Origin of the sequence: Actinomyces weissii, assembly GCF_016598775.1 — a bacterium.
Taxonomy (GTDB): Bacteria; Actinomycetota; Actinomycetes; order Actinomycetales; family Actinomycetaceae; genus Actinomyces; species Actinomyces weissii.
On the sequence record NZ_CP066802.1, the window covers coordinates 2,318,477 to 2,337,264 of the forward strand.

Consider the following 18,788-nt stretch of genomic DNA (forward strand, 5'->3'; position numbering starts at 1 on the left):
GCCCCGGCACGCCCAGATCCGCCGTCCGCACCCGCCTCCGCCCTCTACCTCCGTCTCTCCTCCTGCGCTCGTCCCTGCTCCTGCCAGCCTCACCCGGGCCGTGCCTCCGGCTCGCGTCCCCTTTTCCCAGCCTGCGGCTCAGCCACCTCGCAGCATGCTGCCGCCCACGTCCAGGACCACCGGCACCACACCGAGCAGCACGAAGGCGGGCAGGTGGCACAGCCCCAGGGGCAGGACCAGGCGCACCGCCAGCCGCTCCGCGGCCTCCTGAGCCGCCGCGGCCCGGCCCTCCCGCACGGCGCTGGCCGCTCGCTCCAGCAGGGGCACCGGGGAGGCTCCCTCCTCCCAGGCCACCCGCAGGCAGGAGGCCAGCTGGCTCTCCGGCCCGGCCCAGCCCTCTTGCGGCTCCGCCCCGCCGAGCCCTGAGGCCGTCTCCCAGGCCTCCGGCCAGTCCGCCCCGAGCAGCAGCGCCCGGGAGACGACCACCAGCCCCTCGTCCTCCAGCACCTCCCCCAGCGCCGCCAGGGTGCCGGGCACTGTGGCCCCGGAGACCAGCGCCGCCCGGGCCAGGTCCAGGCCCAGCGCCTCGTCCACGACGCCGTCGCCCGCCCGGGCGGCCGCCAGCAGCCGTTGCGTGAGCAGGTGGCCCAGCACCATGAGCACCACGCCGGACACCAGCACCGCCACGGCCAGGGGACCCGAGAACAGGTAGGCCCACAGGTCCGCCCCCACAGCCGTGCCCAGCACGGGGGCAGCGGCGGGCAGGGCCGCCAGCAGGCGGGCGGTGCTGCGGGGCCCAGCCAGGGCGGTGTCCCGCAGGGACTGCGCCCGGCCCGCATCAGACACCGCGCCTGCCACCGCCTCCAGCACGTTGGCCAGCGGCGCCCCCACGGCCTCCGCCAGGCGGCAGGCCGCCACCGCCCCGCGCGCCGCCTGCCGCCGCGCCTGCTCCCGCTCCGCCCGACGGCGGGGCCAGGGCGGGGTCCAGCGCCAGCTCCCGCCGTGCCTGCGCGGCAGCCAGCGGCGCGGTGGGGACTGGGCCAGGGCGAGCAGCGGGGCCGGTACCACCCCAACGGGTACCTGCCCGCTGGAGATCTGCCCGTCGGAGGCTTGCCCGACCGGAGACTGCCCCGCATCCGTCTGCCACCGGGGGCCGGGCACCTGGCCGGAACCGTCCGCCTGCGGCCCCAGGCAGCGGCGCCCCAGGACGCGCTGCCAGGCCAGGGAGGTGGGCAGCCCCGCGCGCAGCAGCGCGGCCACCTCTACCAGGACCATCCCGATATCCGCCTCCTGCGGCCGGGACCGGCGCCAGCCTCTGCCTGCCCGGCCCCACCCGGAACCGCTAGGGGCAGGGCGGGCCGCTGGCGGGCGACGTCTGGGCGGCAGCAGGAGCAGGGCGACCGCGAGCGCCAGCAGCAGCGCCGCCGTCCAGGCGCTCAGCCCCGGCATGTTGCCCTCCCCAGGTCCCGGCCACCGCACGCCTCTGCCCCGCCCAGCGCCGCCTGCAACGCCTGCGGGCCCACCAGCCGTCCCAGGGCCGTGGCTGCCTCCCCTGCCCGGTAGCCGCCGTCAGGCAGGCGCACCAGCGCCTCCTGGCAGACCAGCTCCCCGGCGTGCCGGGAGAGCAGGCCGACGGACTCCACCACCCGGGCACCGGAGGCCAGTCGGCGCAGGTGCACCACGGCGTCCAGGGCGCTGGCGGCCTGGGCCGTGACCATGTGCTCGCTCATGCCTGCCAGCGCCCCCAGGGCGGTGAGCCGGGCGGGCACGTCCACCGGGGAGTTGGCGTGCAAGGTGGCCCACCCGCCCTCGTGCCCGGTGTTGAGGGCGGAGAGCACCTCCCGCACCTCGGGTCCCCGGCACTCCCCCAGCACGATCCGGTCCGGGCGCATGCGCATGGCGTTGCGCACCAGGGCACTCATAGGCACCGCCCCTACACCCTCCACGTTCTGGCCCCGCTCCTGCAGGTGGATAACGTGGGGGTGGTCGGGGCGCAGCTCGCTGACCTCCTCTATGCACACGATCCGCTCAGTGGGGCTGACCAGCCCCAGCAGGGCAGCCAGGAGCGTGGTCTTGCCGGTGCCGGTGGCCCCGGTGACCAGGCAGGAGGTACGCCGCTCCACCAGGGCCGTCAGCAGCTGGTCCAGGCCCGCCGGGACGGTGCCAGCCTGCCGCAGCTCAGGCAGGGTCAGGGCCCGGCGGCGGCTGGTGCGCAGGCAGATAAGGGTGCCGTCCGTGGACAGGGGCGGCAGCACGGCGTTCAGGCGAGTGCCGTCAGGCAGGGAGGCGTCCACGACGGGGCTGCTCTCGTCCAGCCGCCGCCCGGAGGCGGCCGCCATCCGCACGGCCAGCGCCCGTGCCTGCGGCTCCTCCAGGCGGGCCCCCGGCACCTCCTCCAGCCCACGCCCCCGGTCGACCCAGGTGCGGCCCCCACCCACCAGGACGTCGGTGACCCCCGGGGTCTCCAGCAGGGGCTGCAGCACCGCCCCGGCCCCCTGGGCCTCCGCCCGCAGCCCGGTAGCCAGGCGGATGACCCCGGTGGCTCCGGTGCCCGCACCGGTGGCGGCCAGCACCGCCCCCGGCAGGCTGGCCCCGCGCGCGAGCTCTCCCCGGGCCACCCGCAGCCGCTCCCCGCCCATCCGGCTCAGCTCCGGGCCCGGCAGGCTCATGGCTCCCGCTCCGTATCCGGCTCCGCCTCCAGCAGGGCCAGCAGGGACCGGGCCAGGCGGGCGGCGTCGCGCCCCGCAGCACCCCGGCAGCGGGTGGGGTCCTCGCCGCGCTGCTGGCGGCTGGCCACGCGCCGGTCGTACCCCAGTACGCCCAGCAGCGCGCCACCGGTCATGCCCTCCAGCTCGGCGACGTCCAGGTCCAGGCCCCCTTGGCGTACCACCAGGCGCAGCCGGCGGGCCGCCGCGGCTGGCAGGTGCCGGGACAGCGCCTCGGCGGCGGTGGCGTTGCGCAGGTCCAGGCTGGTGACCAGCAGCGGCAGGCAGCCGGGCGGTGGGGCCTGGCCGCGCGGCAGGTCCAGCAGCACGACGTCGTGCACGGCGGCCAGGGCCTCCAGGACGGTCTGCGCCACCGCGCCCCGAGCCCCGCCGCGGGAGTCCCCGGTCAGCACGGTCACCCCCCGCCAGGAGGGTAGGGCCTGCACCAGGCGCTGGGGCAGGAAGACCGTCTCCTGCGGGTCCAGGTCCGCCCAGCGCAGCCCCGGCAGGGGGCGGTCGCCCAGCAGTAGGCCCAGCCCGCCGCCAGGGTCCAGGTCCGCCACGGCCACGGCCCAGCCCAGGCGGGACAGCTCGGCGGCCACCCGCACCAGGAGCGTGCTCACGCCCAGGCCCCCGCTGCTGCCGGTGAGGCTCACCAGCTGGGCGCGCCGCGGGTGCTCCAGGGCGACGGCGGCGGCCACCAGGTGCTCTGCTTCCACCTGCTCCCCTAGGGCCAGCAGGTGCACGTCGCCGTCGTGCAGGTCCCGCAGGCCGGTGGCGGCCCGCACCACCACCAGGCTGGGGCCCGCCTCCGTGCCCGCCGCGCTACGGGCCTGGCGCACCGCCTGCACCACCTCCGCCTCCTGCCCGGCCAGGGCGCCACCCAGGTCCAGGCTCCAGCAGGGGGAGCCGGTGCAGTCCTCCAGGACCCGCCCCACCTCCTGCCACCAGGGGCCCTCCCCCTGCTGGAGCACGCCCTGGACGCGGGGCGCTACCGCCTGGCCCTCACCGACGGGAGAACCGACGGGAGAACAGGGCGGCTGGGTACGCCTGCCGCCCGACTGCCTGTGCACCACCTGGCACCTCCTGCTTGCTGAAACCTGCGTGCCCGGCCGCACCGCGTGGAGGGGGGCGCGGTCCAGCGGGCCCGGCTCAGGCGGCTGCCTGCCTCTGGGCCGCCACTGCTGGCTCCGCACGCCTGCCGGGCGCGGTGACGGTGGGCGGGCATCCAGGCTGCCCCCAGGCTGCCGCCCCCAGCCCCCGGCGGCTGCTCCGTGGTGGACACCCCTGGCACCTGAGGACCTGTGGAGTTCCCCAGCTGGAGCAGCCCCAGGACGCGGGGACGCGCGAGCCGCGAAAGCGGAGGAGTCCGGAGCAGCCCCAGGACGCGGGGACGCGCGAGCCTGCCAGCGGCGGCTGGGAGGCCCCGGCACGGAGGCGCACGGCTAGGCAGGGCTAGCGGCTGGCGGCCCACAAGGGCACGCTCCCACCCCACCCGGGGCGGACCGGCCTTCTCGGAGCGGATAAGTGTCACCGCCGGCTCATCCCACCCCACCCGGAGCGAACTGGTCTGGCAGAGCTCCCCCACGCACAGGCCCCGCGCCAGCCGGCCAGTCGGTAGGTGTCGGAGAAAGCCCAGCCGCCTAAGGTCTTTCTAGGGCGCGTAGGCGGCTAAGTCGGTAGGCTCGGGGAAAGCCCCCACAGCCCCTCCGAGGAGGGAGACCCCAATTGCCACAGACACCCCAGCCCCCGCGCGTGGCCGCCTACTTCGACCTGGACAAGACCCTCCTGGCCACCTCCACCACCATGGCCCTGTCCACCCCCATGCGCCGTCACGGCGTGATCTCCGCCTCCACCATGGTGCGCGGCATCGTCGCCCAGCTGCCCTACCTGCTGGTCGGCGCGGACGAGGAGCAGACCATCCGCCTGATGAACCGGGTCGCCGCCATGTGTGCGGGGGTGGAGCGCAGCCGGGTGCTGGAGGTGGTGCGTGAGGCCCTGCCCACCGCGGTCGAGCCCGCCTTCTACACCGAGGCCCTGGACATCGTCTCCGGCCACCACCGGGCCGGCCACGACGTCGTGGTGGTCTCCGCCTCCATCGAGGAGATGGTGGAGCCGGTGGCCCGCCTGGTAGGGGCGGACCGTTTCGTGGCCACCCGCATGGAGACGGTGGACGGCCTCTACACCGGCCGCATAGAGCGCTGCCTGCTGCACTCGGAGAAGGTCGTGGCGCTGCAGGAGGACGCGCGCCGCCACGGCGTGGACCTGTCGCGCTCCTGGGCCTACTCGGACTCGGTCTCGGACCTGCCCATGCTGGAGGCGGTGGGGCACCCGGTGGCCACCAACCCGGACCGGGAGCTGCGCGCGGAGGCGCAGCGCCGCGGCTGGCCGGTGCGGGACTTCCGGCGTCCGTCCGCCCGACGCCGTCTGCCGCACCCGCGGCTGAGCGCCCCCTCGCTGCCTGCGGTCAGGCGGCCGCAGGTGCCGGTGGCCCCGGTGGTCCCGCTGGTGGCCGGCGGCCTGCTGCTGGCGGGGGCGGCGACGGCGGGGTACCTGCTAACCCACCGCCTGCCAAAGCGCCCCTGAGCCAGCAGAGGCAGACGAGGCCCGCCGCGGGCCGGACGGCCGACGCCGTCCTGACCTGCGGGCTGGCGCAGCGGCGCGCCGCAGCACGTACCGACCGACCGCCAGCCCTCACCGGCTGCGGCCCGCCTGCACCCGGCGCAGCAGCACCTGGGCCTCCTCCAGGCCCACCAGCAGCGCCTCCGCCTGCCACACCACCCAGGCGGCGACGCCGTCGGGGTCTGCGCTGGCGTAGGCGCTGGCCGCCTCCCGGTACGCCTGAGGGGCACGGGCCGGGTATGCCTCCGCCACGGCCGTGCCGGTGGGCTCCAGGCCGTCGCGCACCACCAGGTGGCGCACCAGCAGGCGCCCCAGGGCGGCGTTCCCGGCGGCGAAAGGGCGGGCGGTCACCAGCTCGGCGTGCACCAGGGCCGCCCGCACCAGGGCCGGTGCCTGCGGCAGGTCCAGCAGGTCAAGCAGCCCCTCCAGGCGTGCTCGCAGCTCCAACCCCTGGGGGGCCTGCCCGGGACCTCCCTCCAGGGGCTCCTCACCGTCCCGGCGGGGGGCTGCCACCTGCCGCTGGGTGAGCTGCCCGCTGGCCACCAGCGGGGCCACGAGGTCGCGGTGCAGGCCTGCCAGCAGCTCCCGGGAGGGCACCCGCCGCCCGCCACCGGCACCCCCCAGGTCGGGCATGAGCTCGTTCAGGTGGGTGCCTGCCCGCCACAGGGCGGTGACGGCGTCCAGGGCGGGGTCCCCGCTGGCGGCCTGGGTGAGCTCGGCCCGGGCCACCCGCTCCCGCAGCAGCCCGAGCGGCACCACCGCCCCCTCCACGGCCCCGGAGGCGACGGCGCAGCACAGGTTCGCCTCCGCCCGGGCCTCCCGCCAGCGGCGGCGCAGCACCTGGCTCCAGCGCAGCTCGGCACTGGCCTCTCGCAGTGCCGCGCTCGCCGCCTGCACCCGCGGGTCGGCGTCCAGCCGGCGCAGCACGGCCAGCAGCGCCGGGTCGGTCGGCCGGGGGCGTGGGGCAGGCCCGGGGCTGCCCGGGCTCAGAGGCACGGTGGTGGGGGTCATCCGGGCACTCTAGCCGGGGCGGCTGCGGCTAGCGGGCCTGCGCCGGGACCCTTCCCGGTTACAGTCTTTCCTGTGACAAGCAACGACCCTGGCGAGGTTCTCCCCTCCACGCCGGTCCCCGGCGTCGGCACCCCAGCCAGCAGCTCCCTTACCCCAGACGCCACCTTCCCTGCTGAGGCGGCGCCCCCCGGGCGTCGACGGGCGCACCTGCTGGTCAGCCTGGTGGGTGCCGGGCTGCCGCCTGCGACCCTGTTCCTGACCGGTCTGGCCCTGAGCGGCGGGGCGGAGCAGGGGCCCGGCTGGGGCTGGCTGCTCCTGGCGGTGCTGCTGGGGGTGTCGGTGCTGGCTCAGGCGTGCTTCGCCTACTGCTCCAGCCTGGGGAACCTGGTGGCTGGGCTGGTGGCGCTGGTGGCGCAGGTCCTGGTGCTGGTGGCGCCCGACGGCGTCGGCAGCCTCCCCTACGGCTGGGCGCGCCAGGTGCTGCCCTCGGGGGCCCTGCTGGTGCTGGCCGCCTGGTTCCTGGGCGGCTCGTGGGCCATGCGGCTGGCGCGGCGGGCGGGACGGGCGGAGGCCCGGGCCCAGGCTGCGCTGGCTCAGGCTGACGAGGACCCTGGCAGCGTCCCGGAGCCGCCGCCTTCCCGCCGGGGGGCCCACCTGTTCACCTTGTTCCTGATGCTGGCTGTGACCTGGGGGGTGCTGCGGGTCCTGCCGGGGCAGTACCGGCTGCTGGTGGAGCCGCAGGCCCCTGGTTCCGCCAACGCGGTGCTGGTGGCAGGCTGTTTCGCGCTGCTGCTGGTGGCGGCCGCCGCCTCCGCCTGGTCCTCCCTGGGGGCCCGGGCCACGGCGCTCACCCTAGGGGTGCTGGCCCTGCCCGCCCTGGGGGGAGACGGCGTGCCCGGCCACCAGCTGCTGGCCCTGGCGCTGCCCGGCCTGAGCCCGGTGGTGGCCGTGGCCCTGGCCTGTGTGCTGGGAGCCCTGGGCTGGGGCCTGCACCTGGCCCGGAAGCAGGGACGCACGCACGCGGGTGTGGACCTGGACGCCGGCTGGCCGTGACTGGCTGAGCCTCCTTGCGGCACGCCTCCACTCGGCGTCGACACCACCCCGCTACCTTGGAGGATGAAGGAGGTCCACGTGAGCACAGACAACCACCCCCGCCCAGCGGAAGACCCGGACCTGGACGGCCAGTCCCCCGAGGGGCAGTCCCCGGCTGGGACCGTACCCGAGCACGACGTCGTGGCAGGCGCTGCGTCTGAGGCGCCCCAGGACGAGCCCTTGGTGCTCCCGGAGGAGATGGTCCTGCCCCGGGGCGCGGACCTGGAGGAGCTGGCCCAGTCCCTGGAGATCCCTTCCCTGAGCTCCGACCCCAGCGCCCAGACCGTGGCCGTGAACCCGCAGGTGCTGCACGCGGCCCAGGAGACCCAGTCCCTGGAGACGCCCGCCTCGCCGCGCCGTGCCCTGTTCCCGCTGGAGGCGGCCTACCCGTCCAGCGAGCAGGCCACCGTGAACCTGTCCCTACAGCGCCCGGAGGTGGTCCCGCCGGGGGCGAACCTGGCGCCTGCTCCATCCCCGGAGCCGGTGGCGGCCGCCCCGGCCACGGAGGAGCCCCGCTGGGGGGCGGCTGCGCAGACGGTGCAGGTCTCCCCCCAGACGGCGCAGTCCGCCGTGGAGCAGCCGGGTACCGGCCCGACTGAGCACCTGCTGGGCACGTCGTCCCCCGGTCCGGCCGCCCCGCCCGCCCCTGGACCCGCCAGCGAGGCTGCTGCGGGCTCCTCCTGGGGCCTGCCGGGCAGCGGCGGTGCCGGTACTACGGCGCCCCCCAGCACCGGCAGTGGTACGGGCGCCGGTACTGGTGCTGGTACGAGCGTGGAGGGCGCGGCACCCGTATTCCCGGCCCCCCTGCCGTCCGCAGCCGCCGCGGGCCATCCGCCGGTGGCCGCTCCGGGCGGCTTCCCGAGCCAGCCTGGCGAGCGTCCCGCCTGGCCAGGGGTCACGGAGACCGTGCCCGCCAAGGAGCGCCGTAACGACTCCGACGTGCTCCTGGAGGGCTCCTCGGTGATCGGCCAGCCCGCCTCCCGGGCCGCCTGGCACTGGGGCGGGGCGCTGCTGGCCCTGCTGCTGTTCCCCTTCGCCTGGTACCTGTGCCACGCGGGCAAGGAGCGCCTGGCGGACAACCTGCCCACCCCTGGGGGCACCTTCACCCCGGGGCTAGACGTCGTCGGCCTGGTTGAGCTTGGCGGGGGCCTGCTGGCGCTGCTGCTGGCCCTGCTGGTGGCCCGTAAGTCCGCCTCCGGCCCCTTCCTGGTGGGGCTGGTCTCCGTGCTGCTGGGCGTGCCTTTCCTGGTGGCTCCCGGGGCCACCTGGGACTTCCTGGCCCCCCTGGCCACCCGCCTGACCGACCAGTCCACCATCGGGGCCAACCTGGTGCGCTTCTTCATCATGGACGGCTACACCGGGACCTTCATCCTGCTCGGCCTGGTGATGGTCACCGTGGGCGTGGTGGCCCACTCCACCCGCCGGGCCGGACGCCGCGAGCGGGAAATCATGGCGCGCGCCAAGCGCTGAACCGCCTGCCTGCCCCGGTCCAGACGCCCCTGCCCGACCACGCCGCCCGCCACGGCGGCCGGGCGGGGGCGTCTGGCTACGGCGGCCACGCCCCGGCTGGTGCCCCAGTTCCGGGGTACTCCGGGGGTGCCGCCGGTAGCCTGGGCCGGTGCCTGTGAATGTCAACCAGCCCGGCCCCTGGACCCACCGCGACGTCTCCGCCCGCGGCACCCGCTTCCACGCGGCCCTGGCGGGCCCGGAGTCCCCGCAGGAGGCGGCTGGCCCCCTGGTGGTGCTGCTGCACGGCTTCCCGCAGTGCTGGTGGACCTGGCGGCACGTGCTGCCCGCGCTGGCGCAGGCCGGGCACCGCGTGGCGGCGGTGGACCTGCGGGGCTTCGGCGGCTCGGACCGCCCGCCCACGGGCTACGACCTGGTGACCCTGGCCGCGGACGTGACCGCGGTGGTGCGCGGGCTGGGCCACGAGAAGGCGGTGGTGGTGGGCAACGGCCTGGGAGGCGAGGTCGCCTGGGCCATGGCGCGGGTGGCCCCCACCCTGACGGAGGCGATCGTGCCGGTGGGCTCCCCGCACCCCTTGGCGGTGCGTTCCCTGCGGGGCCGGCTGCTGTCCGGCTCCGCCTTGCAGCGCCTGTCCCTGCGGGTGCCGGTGCTGCCTGAGCGCTCCCTGGCCACCCCGGGCGGGATGGAGGCGCTGCTGCGCTCCTGGGCCGCGCCACGCCATCGCGACCTAGTCGGCGCGCAGGCGGGTTTCTACGCGGAGCTGCTGTCCCGGCCGGGTGCTGCCGCCACCGCCTTGCACCACCTGCGCCGGGGCCGGTTGTCGCGCAGGGAGGTGTCCGCCTTGAGCAAGCCGGTGCACGACCCGGTGCTGGCGGTGCTGGGCGAGCTGGACCCGGTGCAGCCAGCCCAGGCCCACGCCCGCGACTCGCGCTACACGGCGGGGCGCCTGCAGCAGGTGACGGTCCGGGGGGCCGGGCACTTCCCGCAGGAGGAGGAGCCGGAGGCGCTGGTGGCGGCCTTGCTGCCTTTCCTGGCGGAGAACGCCTGAGCCCCGGGGCCAGTGCCGTCTGCCGCTCAGACCCCCACCTGCGGGCACAGCCCGGCCTCCAGCACGGCGCACTGGCCGCACTGTGGGGATCGGGCCCGGCACACCGCCCGCCCGTGCTCGATCAGCCGGTGGCAGCCGTCGGTCCAGCGCTCCGGCGGCAGCAGGGCAGCAATGTCCCGCTCCGCCCCCAGCGGGTCAGTGCGGGTGGTCCAGCCCAGACGGCGGGAGAGGCGCCCCACGTGGGTGTCCACGGTGATCGCAGGCACCCCAAAGGCGTTACCCAGCACCACGTTCGCCGTCTTGCGCCCCACGCCAGGCAGGGCGGTCAGGGCGGTGCGCTCACGGGGGACCTGCCCGCCGTGGTGGGCGGCCAGTGCGGCCCCCAGCCCGATCAGCCTCTCGGCGCGGGTGCGTTGCATCCCCAGGGGGCGCAGCAGGGACTCCAGCTCCTTGAGGTCCGCGCCCGCCAGGGCGGCCGGGTCCGGGAAGGTGGCAAAGAGCGTGGGGGTCACCGTGTTCACGCGGGCGTCGGTGGTCTGGGCGGACAGGACGGTGGCCACCAGCAGCTGGAAGGGGCCTTCGTGCACGAGCGCGCAGGCGGCGTCGGGGTACAGGCGGGTCAGGAGGTCGTCGACGGCGCAGGCCCGCTGGGAGGGCTCAGCCTGGTCTGCCGTCCTGCTGGGACTGGTCGACGGCGGGGCCGCCGCGCCCGCCGTCGAGGAGGAGGCCGCCGCGGCAGCCTTGGCTCGTCCTGCAGGTTTTCCGCTCGCTGCCAGCGACTTTACGGATTTGACCATCACATTGTAGAGACTACAATGCCCGACTGCGTGCCACAGGTCACAAGACGTGGCAGGATAGTGCTTGAATGGCTTCAGTAACCCAGAGCAGGAGGACCCACGTGGAAGACAGCATCATCGGCAAGATCCCCCTCTTTGAGGGCATGGGTCCCGAGGAGCAGGAGGAGCTGCGCGCCATGATGTCGCAGACCACCCTGCGCCGTGGCGAGATCCTCTTCAACGAGGGCGACGCCGGGGACCGGCTCTACATTCTTCTCTCCGGCAAGGTCAAGCTGGGGCACGCTGCTGTCGACGGGCGCGAGAACCTGCTGGCGGTGCTGGGCCCCGGCGAGGTCGTCGGCGAGCTCACCCTGTTCGACCCGGGCCCCCGCTCCACCACGGCCACCGCCGTGGCCCCCACGGACCTGCTCAGCCTGGAGCACGGCCAGCTCATGAGCTTCATCGAGACGCACCCGGCCCTGGCCAAGGACATGCTGCGGGCCCTGGCCCAGCGCCTGCGCCGCACCAACACGGCCCTGGCGGACCTGGTGTTCTCTGACGTGCCGGGCCGCGTGGCCAAGGCCCTGCTGGACCTGGCGGACCGTTTCGGCTCCACCACCGAGGACGGCGTGCACGTCCCGCACGACCTCACCCAGGAGGAGCTGGCCCAGCTGGTGGGCGCCTCCCGCGAGACCGTGAACAAGTCGCTGGCCGAGTTCGTCTCCCGCGGCTGGATCCGCCTGGAGGGGCGAGCCGTGACGCTGCTGGACGTGGACCGGCTGCGCCGTCGCGCCCGCTGAGCCTACGGCGAGCGCCAGCACAGACAGGAGACGGGGCGCCTGGCCACCAGCTGGTGGCCAGGCGCCCCGTCCTGCTAATCCGCCCCGCAGAGGCAGCAGACCTGCGTCCCGGCGCACCAGCAGAGCCGACCGGAAGCCACCAGCCGCCGAGACGGCACAGGCTGCGGCACGTGGTCAGCCGCAGCCCGACTACCGCTACCGGCACGGCCCAGGCCAGCACCAGCGGCGTGGACGCCGTCGCCAGCGCCGAGACAGCCTGCCTTCCTGGAACCGCCGCCGCCCGCAGGCGGGGCAGGACTCAGGCGCTGACCGGGCGCTTGAGGTAGGCGACCAGGTTGTCCGAGCCCGCCGGGCCGGGCACCACCTGCACCAGCTCCCAGCCGTCAGCCCCCCACTGGTCCAGGATCTGCTTGGTGGCGTGGGTGATGAGCGGAATCGTGGCGTACTCCCATTTAGTCATGGCGCGAGCCTAGAGGACCGCGGTCGCTCAACGCACCCGCGCCAGGATTCGCGGCGCCCGGCGGGCGTGGATCTCCGCGACCAGCTCGTCATCCTCCCGCTCCAGCCAGGCCCCCCAGTCCGTGACCTCCGGGAAGCGGCGCAGCAGGGCCCGGCGCTCACGCTCCGTGAGCCCTCCCCAGACCCCGAAGGAGGACTCCGAGTCCAGGGCCTCCGCCAGGCACTCCATACGTACCGGGCAGGAGAAGCACAGACTCCGGGCGTCCCGCTGCTCGGCGCCTTTGCCGAAGAGCCGGTCCGGCGCCACCTGGGCACATGCTGCCCGGGCGGCCCAAGTCTGGTCCGCAGTGTCCGTCATGTCTCAACTCCATCGCTGGTCGGCGGGCAACATCGTTGTCGTCCACGTCACACCAGAACCGTAAGCCATAGCGGCCCGATTATCAAAACGGTGCGTGCTACCCAGGCGATCCACGCACGCTAGCGGCGCAAACCGGCAGACGCCACAAGCCATTTCACGCACTTGCACGTACGCTGGGTGCATGTTGCCGTCTGCACCCTCCCGCGGAAGGTCCCTAGAGCCCTCCCAGATCATCTCCATGCTGCTGGTCTTCACCCTGGTCGCCGCAGCCGGTGGCGTGCTCTCAGCAGGATTCGCGATGCCCCTGGTAGGGGCGGCCTCCGCCTTCACCAAGGCCAGCCAGGCCATGTTCGACGAGCTCCCCAGCGACTTCAACGTCCTGGAACCCAGCGAGGTCTCAGTCATCAAGGCCGCGGACGGCACCCAGATCGCCACCTTCTACGCCGAGAACCGCATCGTGGTGCCGCTGAGCGAGATCAGCCCGAACATGCAGAACGCGGTAGTGGCCGTGGAGGACCGGCGGTTCTTCCAGCACAAGGGAGTGGACCCCGTCGGCATGGTGCGCGCCCTGGTCAAGAACGCCTCCACCGAGTCCACCCAGGGCGCCTCCACCCTGACCCAGCAGTACGTGCGCAACGTGCTGATCGAGGCGGGCCTGCAGTCCGGCGACGACTCCGCCATCACCGCCGCCCGCGCTGGCACGTTCACGCGCAAGCTCAAGGAGATCAAGTACGCCCTGACCCTGGAGAAGCAGCTGCCCAAGCAGAAGATCCTGGAGGGCTACCTGAACCTGGCCGCCTTCAGCCCCTCCACCTACGGCGTGGAGGCCTCCGCCCAGCACTACTTCTCCCACTCCGCCAAGGAGATGACGGTGGCGGAGGCGGCGCTGCTGGCGGGGCTGACGAACGCGCCCGCCGCCTACGACCCCGTGACCCAGCCTGAGCAGGCCGCGAACCGTATGCAGTGGGTGCTGGACAAGATGCTGCACGAGCAGTTCATCGACCAGGCCCAGTACGACGAGGCCAAGGCCACCCCCATCGACCAGCTGCTCAACGTCACCAAGACCGTCGGCGGCTGCGGGGCGGCTGGCTCCGCCGCCTACTTCTGCAACTACGTGGCCTCCGAGATCCTCAGCTCCGAGCTCTACGGCCAGGACAAGGCCACCCGCAAGCAGCTGCTGCTGCGGGGCGGACTGACCATCACCACCACCCTGAACATGGAGCACCAGCAGGCGGCCCAGGGGGCGGTGGAGTCCTGGGTGCCCACCGGGGACCCCTCCAACGCCAAGGCCGCCGTCGTCTCAGTCGAGCCCGGCAGCGGCCGGATCACGGCCATGGCCCAGAACACCAGCTTCGGTGACCCGACACAGCCAGGCGACACCTCCACCCAGATCTCCTTCAGCGCCGACGCCGCCCACGAGGGCACCACCTCCAACGGCTTCCAGCCCGGCTCGGTGTTCAAGACCTTCGTGCTGGCAGAGTGGTTCCGCCAAGGGCGCTCCGCCTACGAGGTGGTCAACACCAACCCCCGGACCTTCACCGACCGCGAGTGGCGGATCTGTGGCGGCCCCGGCACCGTAGAGCCCTGGCCGGTGCAGAACTCAGACCCCAGCGAGAACGGCAGGCGCAGCGTCTACGACACCGCCAGCCAGTCCATCAACGTGGGCTTCGCGGAGATGCTCACCCGGCTGGACATCTGCGACGTCTCCAAGCTGGCCTCCACCATGGGGGTCACCAAGCCGGACGGCAGCGAGCTGGACCCGCTGCCCTCCATCATCCTGGGCGTCATGAACACCCCGCCTCTGGCCATGGCCAACGCCTACGCCACCTTCGCCGCCCACGGCGTCTACTGCAAGCCGGTCGCGATCACCTCCATCACGGACAAGTCCGGGAGCTCGCTGGAGGTCCCCAGCAGCGACTGCAGCCAGGTGATCGACCCGAAGGTCGCCGACCAGGTGACTATGACCCTCACCTCCGTGTTCGCCCGAGGCGGTACCGCTGCGAACTCCGCACTGCCCGGGCGTCCCGCCGCAGGCAAGACCGGCACCACCGATTACGCCAACAACATCTGGATGGTCGGGTACACCCCGCAGCTGTCCAGCGCCGCCTGGGTGGGGCACTCCGACGGCGACTACTCGCTGAGCCACCAGATGATCGGCGGCCGCTACTACGGTCAGGTCTACGGCAACACCATCGCCGCCCCCATGTGGCGTGACTACATGGCCACCGCCCTGGCCAACTCTGAGGTGCAGCAGTTCAACCAGGTCAGCCTGGGCAACAAGCCCGCGCCGGCGCCTGCCCCCCCGAAGAAGAAGCAGGACGCCTCCGGGCAGGCACCCGCCAGCCCCGGCACCTCCAGCACCCCGGCCCAGGCGAACGCCAGCGGGCCAGGAGGCTCCCAGGGCGCTTCCACGGGCAGCACCTCCAGCCTCAGCCTCCAGAACCGCAAGGAGGACGAGCGTTGAGCCCCCGCCCCCGGAGCCTGCTGCGTACTGCGGGCGCCCTGACCGGCCTGGGCCTGGGAGTCCTGGGCTGGTCCCTGCTGGAGGCCCGCCGGCCGGTGCTGCGGCAGGTAGAGATAGCCTGCCTGGCGCCCGGGCAGGCCCCCCTGCGGATCCTGCACGTCTCCGACCTGCACCTGTCCTCCTACAGCACCTGGCTGGTGGAGTGGGTGCGGGACCTGGCGCGCCTGCGGCCCGACGTCGTCGTGAACACCGGGGACAACCTGGCCCTGGCGGACGGCCTGGAGCCCCTGCGGGAGGCCCTGGAGCCCCTGACGGCCTTCCCGGGGGCCTTCGTGCTGGGAGACCACGACTACCACACCACCGTCTTCAAGTCCCCCACGCGCTACCTGCGGGCCGACCCCCGCACCGCCGACGACCCCGAGCAGCTGGCTGCCCAGGAGGTCCTGCCCTGGGAGGAGATCCGTGACCTGCAGGCGCGGGCGGGCTGGGTGGAGCTGACCAACACCCGGGGGCACCTGGTCACGGGTGGGCGCCGTCTGGAGCTGGTGGGGGTTGACGACGCCCACGTGGACCGGGACGTGTTCCCCCCAGCCGCTGCCACCGGGGCAGGGCCCAGCGCCCCGGCGGAGGACGGCGAGACGGTGCTGTCAGTCAGCGGGCGTCCCCTGCGCCTGGGCCTGGCGCACGCCCCCTACCTGCGGGTGCTGGAGGCCATGCGTCAGGACGGCGTCGACCTGCTGCTGGCGGGCCACACCCACGGTGGACAGCTGTGCCTGCCGCGATTCGGGGCGCTGGTGACCAACTGCGACCTGGACCGCTCGCGGGCCTCCGGGGTCTCGGCCTGGCCGGAGCACCTGCAGGCGGGGGCGCCTGGTGAGGGCGTGGCCGGGCCGGAGTCGCTGCTGCTGCACGTGAGCGCGGGGCTGGGCACCAGCCCGTTCACGCCGGTGCGCCTGGCCTGCCGCCCTGAGGCCACCCTGCTGACCCTGGTGGCCGCCCCGCAGTGACCGGGAAGGTTGGCTGAGCGGCCCGGGGGCGGCTGAGCGTCCTGCACCCGGCTGCCGGACAGGCACGGGACGGCTGCTGAGTCCAGGCCCGCCGCCGGACAGGTGCCGGTCCAGACGGCCCCGGTAGCACAGCCGAACCTCGCACCAGCCGGCCCTAGTGGGCGGGCACAGGGGCAGGGGCCCACCAGCCGACCCCTCTGGGACGCTGGACGGCGACAGCCCCACGGAGCCGTACAGACACAAGGCAAGGCGGGTACGCCACCGGGAAACCGGGCCGCCGTCGGGCTACGTCCTGAGGGACCGGCCCGGGACCGCGCCCCACCTCCGAGGCCGCTAGGTGACGCAGTACTCACCGACCTGGATTTCCTTGGGCGCGCGCCAGTGGCTATAGTTGCCACCGCTGCACACGGGGTGTGGCGCAGTTTGGTAGCGCGCTTCGTTCGGGACGAAGAGGTCGTGGGTTCAAATCCCGCCACCCCGACGATGAGGAAGTCCGCGAGCTTGCTCGTGAGACCTCCGAGGAGGAAGGTCTAAGAGACCGTCCGGTCGAGTACCCCAACCAGGAGGGTGCCCATGAGCAAGCTCATGGGCACCCTTTAGCTTGGTGTCCACGGCAGTACCGACTGGTCCGGACGCTTGGTGTTCCGTCTGCTCTGGCGATCCGCCTGTCTGCGGACCCCCTCCCCGCCAGAGCAGGCACGTTCCTCCTGCGCCAGGCGCAGCGGGACAGGAAGCGCGCCCCCTCCCCACCTGAGCAGGAACGTTCTGTCACTGGTGGAAGACTAGAACAGCCCCCCGACACTACGCCCAAGAAGATTCTGGCTTGATTCCGCGGTAGTTGAAGCATCAGCAACCCTTGCGAGGGCTTCTATCCCTCCGCCAGTGACAACCCCCGCGCAAGCCGTCCCAGCCGCACCGCCGACGTCGGGTCCGCCTGCCCAGCGCCCCACCGCACTACCCTGGTCCTGCTACAACGCCAGTACCAGCCCCAGGAACCCACCGCCAGCATGACAGGAACCGCACCAAGCAGCTCACGCGCCCGGATGCGTCGCCCGCGCCTCGAGGCGGCGCTCGTGGTGTCGAGCACAGTCGCCTTCGCGGCTCTCACCTGGTTCATCGTCTCCGGCCAGTCCCACGAGCTCGATGTCGGCTCCCGCCAGGTCCTGTTCACCCCCCGCTCCGCCTGGGGCCAGGTGGCCGAGGCCCTGAGCCTGCTGACCCACCCGCTGGTCATGCTCGCGGCGATCCTGGTGGCCACGGCCCTGAGCTTCAAGCAGCGGATGCGCCGTCTGACCGTGGCCCTGGCCATCACCGCCAGCGGCATTCCCCTGCAGCTGCTGCTAGCCGCCTGGATCGACCGGCCCCGCCCGCAGACGCACTTCGCGGACTCAGTCTCCTTCTACCTGCCCGGCTCCTTCCCCAACGGGCACGTCACCGCGGTACTGCTAGGCAGCTGGGTGCTGGTCACCCTGACGCGGGCGCACCGCCGTCCCCAGACCTGGGTGCTGGGGCGGACGCTGCTGGCGGCGGGGGCGGTGGCCCTGACCGGCCTGGCCCAGTGGTCCACCGGCATGGCCCGCACCAGCGACCTGCTGGGCGGGGTGCTGCTCGGCACGGCAGTAGCCAACCTGGGCCTGTTCATAGGGGGCATTGAGACGATCCTGTCCGGCTGGGCACATTTCGGCCTGCCCGAGGAACGCACCGGCAAGCGTGCGGCGGTGGTGCTCAACCCAACCAAGGTCGACGACCTGTCCCTGCTGCGCCGTCGGGTGGAGTCTGAGGTCCTGCGCGCGGGCTGGGAGCCGACGCTGTGGCTGGAGACCACCCCGCAGGACGCGGGTGCCCAGGCGGCCACCCGGGCCCTGGAGGAGGGCGTGGACCTGGTCATGGTGGTTGGCGGGGACGGCACCGTGCGTGCCGTGTGCACCACCCTGGCGGGCACCGGCACCGCCGTCGCCCTGGTGCCTGCGGGCACAGGCAACCTGCTGGCACGGAACCTGATGGTGCCCCTGGACACCGACTCGGCCCTGCGGCTGGCCCTGCACGGGCGCAGTCGCCCCGTTGACGTCGTGCGCCTGCGGGCCCAGGACGAGCAGGGCCGGGAGACCGAGGAGCGCTTCGTGGTGATGGCCGGCATGGGGCTGGACGCCAAGATCATGGAGGACACCGACGACGACCTGAAGAAGGTCATCCGCTCGGGGGCCTACGCGGTGGCCGCCGTCGCCAACGCGGTGCCCGACCCGTTCAAGGCCCGGGTGAGCCTGGATGACGAGCCCGCCCAGGAGCAGGAGGTGGTGATGGCGCTGCTCGGGAACGTCGGGACCATCACCGGCGGGATGACGCTCTTCCCACAGGCCGAGCCGGATGACGGGCGGGTGGACCTGCTGCTGGCCAGCCCGGAGCGGGTCACGGACTGGGCCAGGCTGGGGGCGCAGATACTCACGGGCCGTGAGCTGGAGGGCTTCACCCTGGCGAGCGCGCGCCGGGTGGTGATCGAGGCCGACGAGCCAGTGCCTTTCGAGATCGACGGCGACACCGCCGGGCAGGTGCGTCGGCTGGAGGTAGAGGTGGAGCCTGGCACCCTGCGAGTCATCGTCCCCCAGTAACCCCGCTCTCTCACCGCGAGACCGGGACATATGTACCGCGAGTTCGGTAAGGATGACCTTGGCTGTGGATAACTGGGGGGCCGGTCACTAGGAGACGTGGCTGCAGGCACTGCGGCTCAGCCCACCCCTTACCTGACACAGATGACGCTCTCGCTGGGACGACTGGGTTCCGTGGGCGCCCCAGGGCCATAGACCTCTGGCGGTCTGGGGCCTCGGGGACCGGGCCTCGGGGCCTCGGGCCTCGCGGCCCGAGCGTCCAAGAGGGCGCAGGGGCACTAGATGTCAGCACGGCCGAAGGCTGGGCGGGACCCTTGCACCCCGGAGCCCCAGATCCCCGCACTGGAGCCCAGCGCCCCAGGGAGCGGGCGGGAGC

General features: G+C 73.7%; 15 protein-coding genes and 1 tRNA gene. 9 read left to right on the forward strand and 7 right to left on the reverse strand.

The genetic code is table 11. The features are described 5' to 3' along the window. Positions 1 to 138: 138 nt before the first annotated feature. Genes JG540_RS09320 through JG540_RS10630 form a run of 3 tightly spaced genes read right to left on the reverse strand, consistent with a single transcriptional unit; the run spans position 139 to position 3,781 of the window. Complete coding sequence (locus JG540_RS09320) at positions 139 to 1,449, reverse strand: hypothetical protein (protein WP_200275572.1); 1,311 nt, start codon at positions 1,447 to 1,449, stop codon at positions 139 to 141. After that, on the reverse strand, positions 1,437 to 2,669 hold the full coding sequence (locus tag JG540_RS09325) for a TadA family conjugal transfer-associated ATPase (RefSeq protein WP_234042791.1): 1,233 nt from the start codon (positions 2,667 to 2,669) through the stop codon (positions 1,437 to 1,439). Before JG540_RS09325 ends, JG540_RS09320 begins: the two co-directional genes overlap by 13 nt. Continuing rightward, positions 2,666 to 3,781 carry a cobalamin biosynthesis protein CobQ gene (locus JG540_RS10630; RefSeq protein ID WP_200275574.1) on the reverse strand — a complete coding sequence of 372 codons (1,116 nt, stop codon included), beginning with the start codon at positions 3,779 to 3,781 and terminating at the stop codon, positions 2,666 to 2,668. Before JG540_RS10630 ends, JG540_RS09325 begins: the two co-directional genes overlap by 4 nt. Positions 3,782 to 4,433: 652 nt before the next feature. Here JG540_RS10630 and JG540_RS09335 point away from each other — a divergent pair. Continuing rightward, complete coding sequence (locus JG540_RS09335; RefSeq protein ID WP_200275576.1) at positions 4,434 to 5,291, forward strand: HAD family hydrolase; 858 nt, start codon at positions 4,434 to 4,436, stop codon at positions 5,289 to 5,291. 108 nt (positions 5,292 to 5,399) lie between these two features. Here JG540_RS09335 and JG540_RS09340 read toward each other — a convergent pair whose 3' ends face one another. Further along, positions 5,400 to 6,338, reverse strand: coding sequence for a Fic family protein (locus JG540_RS09340; protein ID WP_200275578.1), 939 nt, complete (start codon positions 6,336 to 6,338; stop codon positions 5,400 to 5,402). 72 nt (positions 6,339 to 6,410) lie between these two features. Between JG540_RS09340 and JG540_RS09345 the strand changes: the two genes are divergently transcribed. The 3 genes from JG540_RS09345 (at position 6,411) to JG540_RS09355 (ending at position 9,945) form a co-directional block, all read left to right on the forward strand. After that, positions 6,411 to 7,391, forward strand: a complete 981-nt coding sequence (locus JG540_RS09345; RefSeq protein ID WP_200275580.1) for a hypothetical protein — start codon at positions 6,411 to 6,413, stop codon at positions 7,389 to 7,391. Between the two features lie 78 nt (positions 7,392 to 7,469). Next, the gene (locus JG540_RS10460) at positions 7,470 to 8,900 is read left to right on the forward strand and encodes a hypothetical protein (RefSeq protein WP_234042792.1); all 1,431 of its coding nucleotides are present in this window, start codon (positions 7,470 to 7,472) and stop codon (positions 8,898 to 8,900) included. A gap of 148 nt (positions 8,901 to 9,048) precedes the next feature. Next, positions 9,049 to 9,945, forward strand: coding sequence for an alpha/beta fold hydrolase (locus JG540_RS09355; RefSeq protein ID WP_200275582.1), 897 nt, complete (start codon positions 9,049 to 9,051; stop codon positions 9,943 to 9,945). A gap of 26 nt (positions 9,946 to 9,971) precedes the next feature. Here JG540_RS09355 and nth read toward each other — a convergent pair whose 3' ends face one another. Beyond that, positions 9,972 to 10,742: an endonuclease III gene (gene nth / locus JG540_RS09360; protein WP_200275584.1), complete on the reverse strand. Its 771-nt coding sequence runs from the start codon at positions 10,740 to 10,742 to the stop codon at positions 9,972 to 9,974. Positions 10,743 to 10,843: 101 nt separating this feature from the next. Between nth and JG540_RS09365 the strand changes: the two genes are divergently transcribed. Then, positions 10,844 to 11,521: a Crp/Fnr family transcriptional regulator gene (locus JG540_RS09365; RefSeq protein ID WP_280527852.1), complete on the forward strand. Its 678-nt coding sequence runs from the start codon at positions 10,844 to 10,846 to the stop codon at positions 11,519 to 11,521. A 298-nt stretch (positions 11,522 to 11,819) separates the two neighbouring features. Here JG540_RS09365 and JG540_RS09370 read toward each other — a convergent pair whose 3' ends face one another. Both JG540_RS09370 and JG540_RS09375 read right to left on the reverse strand, forming a co-directional pair. After that, entirely contained in the window at positions 11,820 to 11,981 is a 162-nt protein-coding gene (locus JG540_RS09370; protein WP_200275588.1) for a DUF4177 domain-containing protein, read from the reverse strand. 27 nt (positions 11,982 to 12,008) lie between these two features. Then, complete coding sequence (locus tag JG540_RS09375) at positions 12,009 to 12,338, reverse strand: WhiB family transcriptional regulator (RefSeq protein WP_200275590.1); 330 nt, start codon at positions 12,336 to 12,338, stop codon at positions 12,009 to 12,011. 181 nt (positions 12,339 to 12,519) lie between these two features. On the opposite strand from JG540_RS09375, the gene JG540_RS09380 reads away from it, so the two are divergent. The 4 genes from JG540_RS09380 to JG540_RS09395 all read left to right on the forward strand — a co-directional run bounded on the left by JG540_RS09380 (position 12,520) and on the right by JG540_RS09395 (position 18,415). Next, the gene (locus JG540_RS09380) at positions 12,520 to 14,802 is read left to right on the forward strand and encodes a transglycosylase domain-containing protein (protein WP_234042793.1); all 2,283 of its coding nucleotides are present in this window, start codon (positions 12,520 to 12,522) and stop codon (positions 14,800 to 14,802) included. After that, positions 14,799 to 15,809, forward strand: a complete 1,011-nt coding sequence (locus JG540_RS09385; RefSeq protein WP_200275592.1) for a metallophosphoesterase — start codon at positions 14,799 to 14,801, stop codon at positions 15,807 to 15,809. Before JG540_RS09380 ends, JG540_RS09385 begins: the two co-directional genes overlap by 4 nt. A 407-nt stretch (positions 15,810 to 16,216) precedes the next feature. Next, a tRNA-Pro gene (locus JG540_RS09390) sits at positions 16,217 to 16,290 on the forward strand. A 592-nt stretch (positions 16,291 to 16,882) separates the two neighbouring features. Further along, complete coding sequence (locus JG540_RS09395; protein WP_407648322.1) at positions 16,883 to 18,415, forward strand: diacylglycerol kinase family protein; 1,533 nt, start codon at positions 16,883 to 16,885, stop codon at positions 18,413 to 18,415. Positions 18,416 to 18,788: the final 373 nt, after the last annotated feature.